Raw genomic sequence first — 15,307 nt, 5'->3', positions numbered from 1 at the left:
TTTCATGCTATTTCTGTGGGATTAATGGCTTGTATAAATTTAAATGTATTGTTTTCAAATTCAAATTCGAGTATGCAACAATTGGAGAATTTCACTTCTTTAACTTTTTCAAATGGTAACCATAGTTGTAAAAACATATATAATGCTCCACCATGGCTTACTGCTAAAATTGTATTGGCTTCATCTGTATTCATGATATCTGTTAAAGTTTCATTCATTCTATTTTGCAGTTCTTCACTAGACTCACCGCCATAATCAACAAAGAAGTCTCCATATGAAGTTTCACCTGGCTTATGTGGCGGATTTAAAGTTTCACTTTCAGCTTCATAAAGCCCGAAGTTCCATTCTTTCAATCCTTTTAATCTTACATACGTCCTTTCTGGACATATAATTTCAAGCGTATCACTCGCGCGTTCTTGTGTAGATGCGTATAACGACTCAAATGTTATATTCGATTCATCGAAATACTTTTTTGCCATACGCGCTTGTTCAATACCTAATTGTGTTAATGGTGAATCAGATGCACCTTGAATTTTTTTCTTCTCATTAAATAATGTTTGTCCGTGTCTCATTAAGTATAATTTCTTACTCAAAATCCATCATCCCTCTTATTCAAAATATCATTCATTACATTTATCCTACCATTATTAAAACTTAAGTGTAAAATAACATTTATTTTCATGAGCATTCCTATTGCTTTGCTAAAGAATTTAAGTATAATATTTATAGTTAGTTTAATTTTTATCACAGAGGAGAAATATTATTATGTCACAAGTATTATTTATTACAGCTCATCCACATGATGAAACTGTTTCTTTTTCAATGGCAACAGCTAAATCATTTATCGAAAGTTATAAAGCTTCAAACCCAAATGATGAAGTCGTTCATATCGATTTATACAATTCATACATTCCACAAATTGATGCAGATGTATTTGCTGGTTGGGGTAAATTACAATCAGGACAAGGATTTGAAGAACTTTCAGAAGGCGAACAAGGTAAAGTACGTCGCTTAAACGAATTAAGTGATCAATTTGTTAATGCAGACAAATATGTATTCGTTACACCATTCTGGAACTTCTCATTCCCACCAGTTATGAAAGCATACTTAGATTCAGTATCAGTAGCTGGCAAAACATTCAAATACACAGCTGAAGGTCCAGTTGGTTTATTACCAGATAAAAAAGCATTACACATTCAAGCACGTGGTGGATACTATAGTGAAGGTCCAGCTGCTGACTTAGAAATGGGTCACCGTTACATTGGGCAAATGATGAACTTCTACGGAATTACTGACTTTGACGGTTTAATTGTTGAAGGCCACAATGCTAACCCAGAAAAAGCAGAAGAAATCAAAGCAGACGCAATCGAACGTGCAAAAGCATTAGGACAAACATTCTAATTTAATATTGTAATATTGAACCTGAGTCATCGTGTGATGACTCAGGTTTTCATTTATCGGCCTGATAATCTCATTTTCGGGTCGATAATTTTATTTATCGGCCTGGTAATCTCGTTTTCGGGTCGATAAATTTTTTTATCGGCCTGATAATCCCGTTTTCGGGTCGATAATTTTATTTATCGGTCCGTATTTCTCATTTCTGGACCGGTAATTATTTTTATCGGTCCGTATTTCTCTTTTCTGGACCGGTAAATTTTTTTATCGGTACATATTTCCATTTTCTGGACCGGTAAATTTTCATAACGGTCCAGATTCCGCACACATCCTCCGCAAATTTCCTTCTAATCCTAAAATATATTACATTTTATTCAAAAGTTTCGTTTATACTATATTTATCAAGGAATTATTTTATGATTGGAGGCTTTTTCATAATGAAAGAGATTGTAATTTTAACGGTGAGTGATATTCATGGCTATATCTTCCCTACTGATTATCAAGAGGCTCATCAAGACTTACCTAAGGGGTTACTTAAAATTAACCAAATGATTCAAGATATCAAACAAACTCATGAACATGTCATCGTAATGGACAATGGTGATTTTCTACAAGGTTCACCACTATGTTCATATTTGGCTTCGGAAACAAAATCAAGCAAGCCTTTAACGGATCTATACAACCAGATTGGTTTTGACTTCGGTGTTATTGGAAATCATGAATTTAACTATGGCTTACCTTACCTTTATGACGCGATTAAATCTTTAAACTACCCCGTGTTATCGTCAAATATTTTTAAAGATCATCAACCTTTCACTGGTAATGATGTCATTTATTTAGAAAAAGACAAAATAACTTTCGGTATTATCGGTTTAACGACTCAATATATACCACATTGGGAGAAACCCGACACAATAGCTGAATTAAGTTTCCAATCTGCTGTTGAAACTGCGAAAGAACTGATACCAGAAGTGAGACGTAACGCGGATATTGTTATCGTGTGCTATCACGGAGGATTTGAGCGTGATTTACATACTGGTGAAGAAACTGAATTACTGACTGGTGAAAATGAAGGCTATGATTTACTAACAGAATTAGAAGGTGTTGATGTATTGATAACCGGTCATCAACATAGAGAAATTGCAGAAGTCATTAATCAAACAGCAGTCATTCAACCTGGTGGTAAAGGAGATTGTCTCGGTAAAATCACATTGAAAATTGATGAAGAAACAAATAAAGTGTTATCAGCAGATTCAGAATTATTATTTGTTAAAGACTATCAACCACAAATTTCAATTCCACAAAATCTTACAAACTTAGAAAAAGAAATTAATGACTGGTTAGATACTGAAATCTCACAACAATCTCAAACGATGTATGTCGACGATCATTTTAAAGCAAGAATAGAGCCACACCCACTGATTAACTTTATTAATTATGCGCAAATGAAGCTTAGTGGAGCTGACATATCCGCTTCAGCCTTATTTGATAGTGGTGTTGGGTTTGGACAAACTATTACGATGCGTGACGTTATTAACAATTACCCATTCCCAAATACTTTCTATGTATTAGATATTACCGGTAAAGATTTATTACTAGCCTTAGAAAGAACCGCTTCATACTTCGATATTGAACAAGGTGAACTCGTTGTGAATAATGCTTTCATTGAACCTAAACCACAACATTATAACTATGATATGTACGCAGGTATTTCATATACATTCAATATTCAAAAACCTATTGGCAATCGTGTAGAAAATGTTTTATTTAAAGGCAAACCTATAGAATTAGATACACATTATTCTATCGTTCTTAATAATTATAGAGCAGTTGGTGGCGGTGATTTTAACATGTATAGTGCTGATAAAATCATCAAAGATATTCAAGTTGAAGGCGCTGAAATGCTGATTGATTTCTTAGAACAACACAGTATAGAAGATGTGCCAGAAGTAATGAATTTTGAAATTAAATATTAACTAAACCATAGAAATATGATGCATCAGACAAATCTTTAATATCCTTACAATCATTTAACAAAATTTTCTATTTTTATGTAAAAAAGCATAAGATTTTGTGGTAATATTTTTATGTAAATGGAGTCCATACAAATTATGGCATTAAATAGAAAATATATGCATATTCATATTGTAATTTTACATAATCGAAGGGTATAATTAAATTTGTATCGAGATTTTATTTATTTGTAGTGATAATACATATTTGGAGGTTTAATTAATGGACATGAAAAAAAGTTTTAGTTTTGTAACCATACTTTTGTTGGGGGCAATGATTTTACTAGCTGCATGTGGCAACGGGAAATCAAGTATTGATTCAAAATCGTCAAGTGATGGGGATAGCAAAGGGGACAGCTATAAACCTAAAGAACTTACTATTCAATTCGTTCCATCTCAAAATGCTGACACATTAGAAGCAAAAGCAAAACCGTTAGAAAAATTATTATCAAAAGAATTAGATATTCCAGTAAAAGTTTCAGTTTCTACAAATTACAACACAATCGTTGAAGCAATGAAATCTAAAAAAGTAGACGTTGGTTTCTTACCACCTACTGCTTACACATTAGCACACGATCAAAAAGCTGCTGATGTATTACTACAAGCACAACGTTATGGCGTTAACAAAGACGGATCTAATAATGACAAACTCGTTAAAAGTTATAAATCACAATTTGTTGTTAAAAAAGATTCTGGCATTAAATCTTTAAAAGACATGAAAGGTAAAAAAATTGCCTTACAAGATGTTACATCAACTGCAGGATACACTTATCCAGTAGCTGAATTATTAAAAGAAGGCATCAATCCAATTAACGACATGAAAATTACAAATGTTAAAGGACATGACCAAGCTATTATTGCATTATTAAATGGTGACGTTGATGTAGCAGTAACATTCCAAGATGCTCGTAACATTGTTAAGAAAGACCAACCAAACGTCTTCAAAGATACTGAAATCGTAGAATTAACTGAAGATATTCCAAACGATACAATTTCAGTAAGAAGCGATATGGATGACAAATTTAGAGATAAACTTAAAAAAGCTTTTAAAGATATCGCAAAAACTAAAGAAGGTCACAAAATTGTAAGTGAAGTTTATAGTCATGAAGGCTATGTTGATAGCAAAGACTCTGAATTCGATATCGTACGTGAATACGGTAAAAAAGTAAACGATAACGAAAAATAATGATGAGATTTAATATAAAAGCTCAGCTCCTATTATGAGCAGAGCTTTTATTTTTTAAGGGGGATACATATGAGTCAAATAGAATTTAAAAACGTGAGCAAAATATATAAAAATGGTCACCAAGGCCTGAAGGATATCAATTTAAATATTGAAAAAGGTGACTTTGCAGTAATTGTAGGTTTATCAGGTGCTGGTAAATCTACCCTACTACGTTCAATCAATCGTTTACATGATATTACTGAAGGCGATATTTTAATTGATGGTAAATCCATCTCTAAAGCATCAGGTAAAGAATTACTGATGATGCGCCGCAATATAGGTATGATTTTCCAACATTTCAATTTAGTAAAACGATCATCTGTTATTAGAAACGTGTTGAGTGGTAGAGTCGGATACCACCCTACTTGGAAAATGGTACTCGGTTTATTTCCGAAAGAAGATAAGATAAAAGCATTAGAGTCATTAGATAGAGTAAATATACTAGAAAAAGCGTATAACCGTTCTGATGAATTATCTGGTGGTCAACAACAACGTATTTCTATTGCACGTGCTTTATGTCAGGAATCGTCTATCATCCTTGCAGACGAACCTGTCGCGTCATTAGACCCACTTACAACGAAACAAGTTATGGATGACTTAAAGCGTATTAACGAAGAATTAGGTATCACGATTATCATCAACCTGCATTTCGTAGATTTAGCAAAAGAATACGGTACTAGAATTATTGGACTACGTGCTGGTGAATTAGTTTATGATGGTCCGGCTTCAGAAGCAACGGATGAAACATTTGCCGAAATTTATGGACGCCATATTAAAAATGACGAGAAGTTAGGGGTGCAGTAAATGGACTCTAACCAAGAACGCTTTGAACCTTACTTACGTCGTAAGACTTCTTTAAAAGTTGTTTTATCAATCATTATCGTCGCTATATTAGTCGTTTGGAGTTTCATGTTTACGAACTTTAGTATTGGTGATTTAATGTATGGTATTCCACAAATGGTCGAACTGTTCAAAAGTATGGTTCCACCAGATTTAAGTTATATTTCTAGTATCACTAAACCAATGCTAGATACCATTCGAATGGCAGTTGTAGGGACATTTATAGGTGGTCTACTTTCAATTCCTATTTCAATACTCTGTGCACGAAATGTTATTCGTTCAAGTTGGATAACTTATCCTTGTAGATTTATCTTGAATATTGTAAGAACAATCCCTGACTTATTACTTGCAGCAGTATTCGTTGCAATTTTTGGTATTGGTCAAATTCCAGGGGTACTCGCAATCATCATTTTATCTATTAGTATCATATGTAAATTGATGTATGAATCATTAGAAAGTATTGATGATGGTCCTTTAGAAGCTATGACTGCAGTTGGTGCAAATAAATTAAAATGGATTACATATGCGATAATCCCACAAGCTATTGCACCATATATGTCTTATGTATTATACGCATTCGAAATTAACATAAGAGCAGCAGCAGTATTAGGTTTAGTAGGTGCTGGTGGTATTGGTCTGTATTATGATCAAACATTAGGTCTTTTCCAATATCCTAAGACATTAACAATCATTCTTGTAACACTTGTTATTGTTGTAATCATTGACTTAGTAAGTACGAAAGTGAGGGAAAAATTAATATGACACAAACTCATTATCAGTTAAAGCCGGAAAGACAACGCAAATCCATTATTTCTCGATGGATTACAAGTATCATTCTTGTCGTATTATTAATTTGGGCTTTTGTAGGATTACCCGCTTTCGAAATCAAATCACAGTCAGGAACAATTATGAAATCTATTGTAGATGGATTATTTCATCCTGATTGGAATTATGTATATATTCCTGAAGGTGAGGACCTTCTAAGAGGTTTATTAGAAACATTTGCAATTGCTGTTATTAGTACATTTTTATCAGCCATTTTATTTATACCACTTGCATTTATTGCTGCTAAAAACATGGTTAAATTTAAACCTGTTTCTAGTATTAGTAAATTTATTTTGAGTGTTATAAGAGTGTTTCCTGAAATTGTTATGGCTATTATCTTTATTAAAGCTGTAGGTCCAGGTTCATTTTCAGGTGTACTTGCACTAGGTATTCATTCTATAGGTATGATGGGTAAATTGTTCGCTGAAGATCTAGAGAATCTAGATTTAAGCCCAACAGAATCACTCGTAGCAAGTGGCGCCAATTCGATTAAGACACTTATGTTTGCAGTAGTACCACAAATACTACCTTCATACATATCATTAGTATTATATCGATTTGAGTTAAACTTAAGATCCGCTTCAATACTCGGTTTAATCGGAGCTGGCGGTATCGGTACACCATTAATATTTGCATTGCAAACTCGAACTTGGGATCGAGTAGGCATAATATTAATAGGTTTAGTCATAATGGTAGCAGTAGTTGATTTTATATCAGGTAGTATTAGGAAGAAACTCGTTTAACAAAGATGAAGCGACCACGGAAATTTCGATTTCCGGGTCGCTATTTTTATTTATCGGCCTGGTAATCCTGTTTTCGGGTCGATAATTATTTTTATCGGCCTGGTAATCCTGTTTTCGGGTCGATAATTATTTTTATCGGCCTGCAAATCCCGTTTTCAGGTCGCTAAATTTTTTTATCGGTCCATATTTCTCTTTTCTGGACCGCTAATTTATTTTATCGGTCCATATTTCTCTTTTCTGGACCGGTAAATTTTTTTATCGGTCCATATTCAAACCTCATCACCCTATTCAATCTCTAATACATTTGTCTTTTTGTTTGTTCTTGAAAACGATTACAACTATAATGTAATTATACACTAAAGATTGAGGTGATGATTTATGGTAAATGTAAATAATCAAGGAATAAGGCTTTATGTGCTCGACAATGGTCGTATGAGAATGGACAAGAATCTAATGATTGCTGGGTCTAATCAAGCTACTTTGGATAATCCTAATGCACCTAATGAAATGTTTGAATTCCCTATTTACACCGTATTTATTGATCATCCTGAAGCAAAGATTTTGTTCGACACAGCTTGTAATCCTAACTCTATGGGGGAAAACGGTAGATGGATTAACCAAACTCAAAAAGCATTCCCGTATACTGCTGATGAATCTTGCTACTTACCTAATAGACTTGAACAAATTAATGTCGATCCAAGCGAAGTTGATTATGTCGTAGCTTCTCACCTTCATTTAGATCATGCAGGTTGTCTTGAATATTTTACAAACGCAACTGTAATTGTGCATGATGATGAACTTAATGGAACGATGCAAACTTATGCGCGTAACCAAAAAGCTGGTGCTTATATTTGGGCGGATATTGATGCATGGATTAAAAATGATTTATCATGGAAAACGATTAAACCTTATGAAGATAATTTAGAAATTGTTAAAGGAGTTAAAGTACTGAATTTTGGTAGTGGTCATGCATGGGGCATGATTGGACTGGAAGTAGAAACTCAGGAACTCGGTACACTGATATTGGCTTCAGATGCTATTTACACAGCTGAAAGTATGGGAGACATTTTAAAGCCACCTGGTATTTTATATGATTCAATTGGTTGGGCAAGATCTGTTGAAAAGATTAAAAGACTCGCTAAAGAGAAAAATGCACAAATTTGGTTCGGCCATGATGGCAATCAATTTGAAGGCTTTAGAAAATCAACAGATGGATATTACGAATAATGTTAATCATATAGGAGTGAAAGCTAATGAAGACACGAGCAGCAGTATTGCACGAAATGGGTTTACCTAGTCCATATTCAGAAAGTAAACCGTTAAAAATTGAAACACTTGAATTAAATAAACCGAATCAAAATGAAGTGCTCATTAAAATTGGAGCGGCAGGTTTATGTCATTCAGATTTATCTGTTATTAATGGAAGTAGACCACGCCCTACTCCTATGGCACTTGGACATGAAGCTGCAGGAGAAATCATTGAAATTGGAGACAACGTAACAAACTTTGAAGTTGGTGATCATGTTGTCTGTACATTTATTCCAAACTGTGGTCATTGTCTACCATGTAGTGAAGGTAGACCTGCACTATGTGAGAATGGCGCTGCTTCTAATGAGCAAGGAGAACTACTTGATGGCGGCATAAGACTACATAATGATGAAGATAATATGCATCATCACTTAGGCGTTTCTGGCTTTGCAGATTATGCTGTTGTTTCACAACACTCTATTGTTAAAGTTGATAAAGACATTCCTTTTGAAAAAGTAGCCATATTTGGATGTGCTGTTATTACAGGTATAGGTGCAGTTATTAATACAGCACAAGTAAAACCAGGCAGCTCAGTCGCAGTTGTTGGATTAGGCGGTATCGGTTTGAATGCAATTTTAGGCGCTAAATTAGCTGGAGCAGGAGAAATCATTGCATTAGATATTAATCCAGGCAAATTTGAATTAGCTAAAAAACTCGGTGCAACTGCAACTTTTAATTCAGGAGACGATGATGTTGTTGAACAAGTTAAAGCTTATGTAAAAGGTGGCGTTGAGTATGCATTTGAAACTGCCGGTGTCGTGCCAGCAATGGAAGTTGCATACAAAATCACTAAACGTGGAGGTTCAACAGTTACAACCGGATTACCAGACCCTAAACATGAATTTTCATTTCCACAAGTTACTTTAGCGGCGGAAGAAAGAACTATTAAAGGTTCATATGTAGGTAGCTGTGTACCAATGAGAGATATACCTAGATTTATCGCACTTTATAAACAAGGTCGCTTAGATATTGATTCATTACTAACAGACACGCTGCCTCTAGATGAAATTAATGAAGGATTCGACCGACTAGCAAAAGGAGACGCCGCAAGACTAGTAGTCAAAATGAATAATTGATGACTGAGATACAAAATATGGACCGGTAATTATTTTTATCGGTCCAGAAACTCCATTTTCGGGTCGCTAATTTTATTTATCGGCCGGGAAATCCAATTTTCGGGTCGCTATTTTATTTTATCGGCCTGAAAACTCCATTTCCGGGTCTCTATTTTTATTTATCGGCCTGAAAACTACAATCCTACCTCCTCACTTTCTGCCCACACCCACATTCCTACATCCACCCATCCCAAATATCATTATCTTTGTGACTTTTACATGGAAAGTATACAATTATATTTAAAGAATGATTCATTATTTATAAGGGGATGAACAAATGGATACTTCATTTAATACAACAAAAGAATTTGCCGAAGCTTTGGATAAAGCGGATGTGTTACATCATGTTCGTGATCGATTTTATATACAACCTAACGAAATTTACATGGATGGGAATTCTTTAGGTCTTGCTTCTAAAGATGCTGAGGCATCATTACTCAATGCGTTAGAAGATTGGAAAAAAGAAGGCATCAAAATTTGGAATATTGAAGACAGCAAATATTATCATTATTCTAAGCACATTGCTTCAAACATGGCGCCATTAATTGGTGCGAGTCCTGAAGAAGTTGTAGTAGTTGGTAGCACGACATCCAATATACATCAAGCTATTAGTACTTTTTACGAACCGACTAAAGATAAATACAAAATATTAGTTGATGACTTAAACTTCCCTACTGATCGTTATGCAGTAGATAGTCAAGTGCGTCTAAAAGGATTAGATCCAAACGATGCAGTTAAAGTTGTTAAAAGTTCAGATGGTGTATTCATTGATGAAAATGCCATTATTGAAGCAATGACGGATGATATTGCACTTGTTCTATTGCCTACTGTACTCTATCGAAGTGCTCAAGTATTAGACATGGCAAAAATAACAATGGCTGCGAAGGAACGTCAAATCATCATTGGATGGGACTTATGTCATGCAATCGGTGCGATTGAAATGGACTTAGCCCAAATTGATGCAGACTTTGCTGTATGGTGTACATATAAATATTTATCAGGTGGACCTGGTTCAACTGCTGGCTTATATATCAATAAGAAACACTTTAATCGCAGTCCTGGTACTGCCGGTTGGTTTGGGAATAAAGACGAAACACAATTCCAACTTAATCATACATTTGAACATCAACGAGATGCTTCAGGGTGGCAAGTTGGAACACCAAATATTCTATCTATGGCACCATTAGAAGGTGTGCTTAACATTTTCAACGAAGTTGGTATGCATGCTATTAGAACGAAATCACTTCATATTACGTCATACTTAATGTATTTAATTGATGAAAAGTTAACTGACTATGGTTATTCAGTTGGGAACTTACGTGATGATTTTAAACGAGGTGGACATGTATGTTTAGTACATGATGAAGCATATAGAATCAGTTTAGCGTTGAAAGATAAAGGTGTGATTCCAGATTTTAGAGAACCGAATGTGATTCGATTAGCACCTATTGCTTTATATACATCATATGAAGAAGTCTATAAAGTCGTTGAGATTTTAGAAGAAATTGCACAAGATCATTTATACGAACAATATAGTACTAAACGTGGCCTGGTCGTATAATAAATTGCGTACTTAAGGAGTAGCTATATGTCCAAGAAACACGGAGAAATCATTCGATTTATACTTGTAGGTGGCATCAATACAGTTAATTATTACTGGATATATTTATTATTATTAAAAGTGTTCGACATTCAATATTTAGTGAGTCATATATTGAGTTTCATAATAAGCTTTATCATTTCATTTTATTTGAATTGTTATTTTGTTTATCGTGTTCAACCTACCGTAAAAAAATTCATTCAATTTCCTATTACACAAGTTGTAAATATGGGATTACAAACATTATTATTATTTGTGTTTGTACAGTTACTTCATGTAAACGAAACTTTTGCACCATTTATCGGATTAATTTTTACAATTCCAATAACATTTATATTATCTAGATGGATTTTAGTAGATAAATAAAACGAAAAGCGCCTGTAACATAAACATGTTACTGGCGCTTGTCATTTTTTCTATAATAAGAACATAACAAAGAATGGAACGACTGCTACGACTACGATACCAACAAGAACGAGTGAAATACTGGCCATTGATTCTTCTACTTCACCTAATTCTTTTGCTGCTGCGACACCGAGTGTGTGTCCACTTGTACCTAAGGCTAATCCTCTTGCAATCGGATTTGTAATATTAAAGAGTTTCAATAATTTATTTCCTAATGCCATAATAATAACGGCATTTAAAATCACGGCTAATGATGTGAGTTCTTTAATACCTGAAATACCTTCTGAAACTGGCAATGCAATTGCAGTTGTTGCTGCTTGTGGTAACATTGATGCGATAATATCATCACCAAATTGGAATGCTTTCGCTACAATATAAATAATAACAAGTGCTGCTACTGTTCCAATTGCAATACCACCCATGATATGATGCCAATGTTTTTTAAGTACTTCACGTTTTTTGTATAAAGGAATTGCGAAACAAATTGTTGCTGGTTCTAGGAAGAAATTAATAATATCTCCACCTATTTTGTAATTTTCATATGGTATGCCTGTCGCTTTTAAAAATACAATGCCACCAACCATACTGAAAAATAATGGCGCAAACAAGAAGAATCCATTTGTTTTTTTAAATAAATAAGTACCGACTAAGAATAATATTACAGATAATCCGATACCGAAATATGGTGTATTAAGGCCTAAATGTTCCATCATGCATAATCACCTGCCACGCGTTTATTGTTAATTTCTTTCGTACGTTTAGCTGATTTTTCACTTGGTTTAATGATCATTTGTGAAAAGATACCCGTACAAACAAGTAATAAAATTGTAGAAATAATAATTAGTAATATGATAAGTATTGGACTCGTACTTAAAATACCTAATGAGTTGATCACTGAAATACCCGCTGGAACGAATAAGAATCCGATATTATTCGTCAATGCTGTACCAACCGCTTCTACTTGTTCTAACTTGATAATACCTGTTGTCAATGCGATAAACATTAGTACTAATCCGATAACTGATGCCGGCATTGGTATAGGCATAAAGCTTTCTATGACATGTGAAATTAATAATACAATTGATATTGTTAATACTTGATGAAAGAAGTTATTGACTTTTTTCATTTTGACAACCTCCCGAAGTAATCTCTTAAGGTTATCTTAATATGAAAATCATTTTTTAAAGCGTTTTCAATGCGAAATGCAATAATTGACCTCTAAGTTACAAAATCTATGCTCTGAAAATTATACTAACCCTATTTCTGATTTAAACGACTTCATATATGATCGACTGACTTGTAATTTGATATTCCCCGTCAACGTCACTTGATACGTCGAATTAAACCAATGTTCAACCGATTGTATATGCCATTTATTAATAATACTTGCGCGATGAATACGAATAAATTTAGCGTGACTGAGCTTTTTCTCGTAGAAACTGAGTGGCTCGTTTGTCGTATATTCATTGTCAGTCGTATTAATCGTCGTAATACCTTGATTGACAGATATCGCAATAATATCATCTACATTCAATACATAAATACGATCATCAATTTCAATAGGCAAGACTTCATCGTGATTGACCGGTTTCGGCTCAACTGATTGTTGTGTTTCGATATTCGTAATTTTATTAATCGCTTGTTCAATTCTTGCTTTCTCAAAAGGCTTCAAAATATAGTCTGTTGCTTCTAATTCAAATGCTTGTACAGCATATGTGTCATGAGCAGTCGCAAAGATAATATGCGGAACATGTTTCATTTTGTTGATTTTCTTCGCTAAATCTAAGCCACTTTCTTCCATCAAATTAATATCTAAAAATATAACATCAAATTCGTGCGACAATAGTTGTTCCAAAGTTTCTTCAACATTTTCTGCTTCTTCAATTTGACTAAATGAACCAATTTGATTCAATAAATATTTCAGTTCATTACGTGCTAATGGTTCATCATCAACAATTAACGCATGCATTACATTTCCTCCTCTCGATATTTGTGTGGAATAATCGTACATACTTTCGTTCCTTTATCACTTGAATCAAATTGTAATTCTGCATGATTTCCAAATAATCCTGTTAATCTTCTATTTAAATTCTCTAACGCACTTCCAGTTCCTGACTGAGAGGCAACTGTTGTCTTACCTAAAATAGCAATTTTATCTTCATGTATTCCTTGCCCGTTATCTCTTACACATAGTTGAATCGATTGATGATTACGACTCACTTTAACCCAAATGCGATTGTCTTCTTTTCTACTTGTAAAGGCATGTTTAATTGCATTCTCTACTAATATTTGTATAACAAAAGGTGGCACAAGTGCAGAATAATGTTCTTCGGGTATATCAAATTCAATTTTGAAGTGATCGGGATATCTTGCTTGCTCTAAAGCAATATAAGCGCGTACTTGTTCTAATTCTTTTTCAATTGTAATCGTATTGTTTCTCGCACCTTGTAAATTCGAACGGAAGAAATGACTCAATTGTAATAACAATTGACGTGCTTTCTCATGATCAATTCGAACTAATGCTGAAATCGTATTAATCGAATTAAAGAAGAAATGCGGATTAACTTGAGCTTGTAACGACTTAATTTCAGCATCTTGTAATAATTTTCGTTGTGTTTCAACAGCACCGAGTTCTAACTGACTAGAGAATATTTTAGCTAAACCTTCAGCTAGTTGTTTCTCTACAAATGTTAAATCATGATGATCTGTAAAATACAACTTCAATGTCCCTACAATATCATCATGTACATATAATGGAATAACAATCGCCGCTTCAAGAGGACAGTTCGGATGTTGACACCCTATATCTTTACTAGAATAGACTTCTTTTTGTTGACCAGTTTCAATAACTGCTTTAGATAAATCAGTAATGATGGTCTTATCAGGTGTGTGATGATCACTAGCTACACCAACATGCGCCAATATATGCGTCTTATTTGTAATAGCAACAGCAGAAACTTTCATGAGATCTTTGATAACTTTTGCTGATTGATGTGCAGATGATTCTGTTAATCCTTCTTTAAAATAAGGCAATGTCTGATTGACGAGCTTTAATACATCATGCGTTTGGATGGCTCTCATTTGTTCTTCTTGTTTAACTGTCGAAATAATTATAGACATAAATATCGCAGTACCTAATCCATTAATGATAATCATCGGCAATGCAATAAGTTGAACAAGTTCCCATGCATCTGCTTTTTGCGATGAGAATATCAATATACAAATCATTTGAATAACTTCCGTAGATGCACCTACTAATGCACTTTGTTTCACGGATAAATAACTTTTTGACTTCATTGCTTGTGCACCAAAGTAACCTGCGACAAGTCCAATGACGATAGATGATATTAAATATGTATATGCATCAGCACCGCCAATATAAACTCTAAATATACCTGATAGCACACCTACGAACAGACCTACAAATGGTCCACCTATCAACCCTGAAACGCCTATTGTTAACACACGTGTATTCGCAAGTGACACTTCTGGTCCGAGATGTAAATAAATCATACTCGATACAATTTCACCATTATGAATCGCGACACCTGTAAAATTAGATAGCAATGCAAATGATGAAAATACAATGATCAATCGCCATTTTACATACCATTTTTCGCGTTCACCCATCATATTTTTAAAATACGTGGTATTCATTAATATGTAGGCAACGAGTATAATTAAACCAACACGTTCTAATAATAAGACAAATAAATTTAACATATAAACACCTATCGTTTCTTTACTTTTCTATACGTTCATACCAACAAATATTTTACCATATGATTGTTAGAAATCTCGGAATAATGTTTAAATGATATAATAAGGAGAACCATGCA

Annotated in this window: 15 protein-coding genes; 10 read left to right on the top strand and 5 right to left on the bottom strand. The window is 34.0% G+C overall.

All coding sequences use genetic code 11. The features are described from left to right. Positions 1 to 2 precede the first annotated feature (2 nt). Positions 3 to 593 carry a histidine phosphatase family protein gene (locus tag LQ679_RS13935; RefSeq protein WP_206166698.1) on the bottom strand — a complete coding sequence of 197 codons (591 nt, stop codon included), beginning with the start codon at positions 591 to 593 and terminating at the stop codon, positions 3 to 5. Between the two features lie 172 nt (positions 594 to 765). On the opposite strand from LQ679_RS13935, the gene LQ679_RS13930 reads away from it, so the two are divergent. The 10 genes from LQ679_RS13930 (at position 766) to LQ679_RS13885 (ending at position 11,429) form a co-directional block, all read left to right on the top strand. Further along, positions 766 to 1,401, top strand: coding sequence for an FMN-dependent NADH-azoreductase (locus tag LQ679_RS13930; RefSeq protein ID WP_025906904.1), 636 nt, complete (start codon positions 766 to 768; stop codon positions 1,399 to 1,401). 431 nt (positions 1,402 to 1,832) lie between these two features. Next, positions 1,833 to 3,371 (top strand): bifunctional metallophosphatase/5'-nucleotidase, encoded by a 1,539-nt coding sequence (locus tag LQ679_RS13925; protein WP_239763397.1) that lies wholly within the window; start codon positions 1,833 to 1,835, stop codon positions 3,369 to 3,371. A 265-nt stretch (positions 3,372 to 3,636) separates the two neighbouring features. Then, positions 3,637 to 4,593 carry a phosphate/phosphite/phosphonate ABC transporter substrate-binding protein gene (locus LQ679_RS13920; RefSeq protein ID WP_025906906.1) on the top strand — a complete coding sequence of 319 codons (957 nt, stop codon included), beginning with the start codon at positions 3,637 to 3,639 and terminating at the stop codon, positions 4,591 to 4,593. Positions 4,594 to 4,662: 69 nt separating this feature from the next. Beyond that, entirely contained in the window at positions 4,663 to 5,436 is a 774-nt protein-coding gene (gene phnC, locus LQ679_RS13915; RefSeq protein ID WP_025906907.1) for a phosphonate ABC transporter ATP-binding protein, read from the top strand. Continuing rightward, entirely contained in the window at positions 5,437 to 6,234 is a 798-nt protein-coding gene (gene phnE / locus LQ679_RS13910) for a phosphonate ABC transporter, permease protein PhnE (RefSeq protein ID WP_025906908.1), read from the top strand. It abuts the gene before it with no gap. Beyond that, on the top strand, positions 6,231 to 7,040 hold the full coding sequence (gene phnE / locus LQ679_RS13905; protein ID WP_037590241.1) for a phosphonate ABC transporter, permease protein PhnE: 810 nt from the start codon (positions 6,231 to 6,233) through the stop codon (positions 7,038 to 7,040). The genes phnE (LQ679_RS13910) and phnE (LQ679_RS13905) overlap by 4 nt, the downstream gene beginning before the upstream one ends. 378 nt (positions 7,041 to 7,418) lie before the next feature. After that, a complete protein-coding gene (gene ahlS / locus LQ679_RS13900) occupies positions 7,419 to 8,267 on the top strand; it encodes an AhlS family quorum-quenching N-acyl homoserine lactonase (RefSeq protein ID WP_239763396.1) in 849 nt (282 codons plus the stop codon). Between the two features lie 26 nt (positions 8,268 to 8,293). Next, the gene (locus LQ679_RS13895) at positions 8,294 to 9,424 is read left to right on the top strand and encodes a zinc-dependent alcohol dehydrogenase family protein (protein ID WP_204257006.1); all 1,131 of its coding nucleotides are present in this window, start codon (positions 8,294 to 8,296) and stop codon (positions 9,422 to 9,424) included. A 316-nt stretch (positions 9,425 to 9,740) separates the two neighbouring features. Continuing rightward, complete coding sequence (gene kynU / locus LQ679_RS13890) at positions 9,741 to 11,024, top strand: kynureninase (RefSeq protein ID WP_239763395.1); 1,284 nt, start codon at positions 9,741 to 9,743, stop codon at positions 11,022 to 11,024. Between the two features lie 27 nt (positions 11,025 to 11,051). Further along, complete coding sequence (locus LQ679_RS13885; RefSeq protein WP_107576659.1) at positions 11,052 to 11,429, top strand: GtrA family protein; 378 nt, start codon at positions 11,052 to 11,054, stop codon at positions 11,427 to 11,429. A 50-nt stretch (positions 11,430 to 11,479) separates the two neighbouring features. Here LQ679_RS13885 and lrgB read toward each other — a convergent pair whose 3' ends face one another. From lrgB to LQ679_RS13865, 4 genes are all read right to left on the bottom strand, one after another. After that, on the bottom strand, positions 11,480 to 12,181 hold the full coding sequence (gene lrgB, locus LQ679_RS13880) for an antiholin-like protein LrgB (RefSeq protein ID WP_025906914.1): 702 nt from the start codon (positions 12,179 to 12,181) through the stop codon (positions 11,480 to 11,482). Then, the gene (lrgA, locus tag LQ679_RS13875; protein ID WP_037590236.1) at positions 12,178 to 12,594 is read right to left on the bottom strand and encodes an antiholin-like murein hydrolase modulator LrgA; all 417 of its coding nucleotides are present in this window, start codon (positions 12,592 to 12,594) and stop codon (positions 12,178 to 12,180) included. Before lrgA ends, lrgB begins: the two co-directional genes overlap by 4 nt. 120 nt (positions 12,595 to 12,714) lie before the next feature. After that, positions 12,715 to 13,437: a response regulator transcription factor LytR gene (locus LQ679_RS13870; protein ID WP_025906916.1), complete on the bottom strand. Its 723-nt coding sequence runs from the start codon at positions 13,435 to 13,437 to the stop codon at positions 12,715 to 12,717. Further along, positions 13,437 to 15,191 carry a sensor histidine kinase gene (locus tag LQ679_RS13865; protein ID WP_239763393.1) on the bottom strand — a complete coding sequence of 585 codons (1,755 nt, stop codon included), beginning with the start codon at positions 15,189 to 15,191 and terminating at the stop codon, positions 13,437 to 13,439. The genes LQ679_RS13870 and LQ679_RS13865 overlap by 1 nt, the downstream gene beginning before the upstream one ends. Positions 15,192 to 15,307 lie beyond the last annotated feature (116 nt).

It is taken from the genome of Mammaliicoccus sp. I-M35, from assembly GCF_022386455.1.
In the GTDB taxonomy this organism is placed as follows: domain Bacteria; phylum Bacillota; class Bacilli; order Staphylococcales; family Staphylococcaceae; genus Mammaliicoccus; species Mammaliicoccus sciuri_A.
Note: the sequence above shows the minus strand (reverse complement) of the source record. Positions and strands in the feature narration are given on the sequence as shown.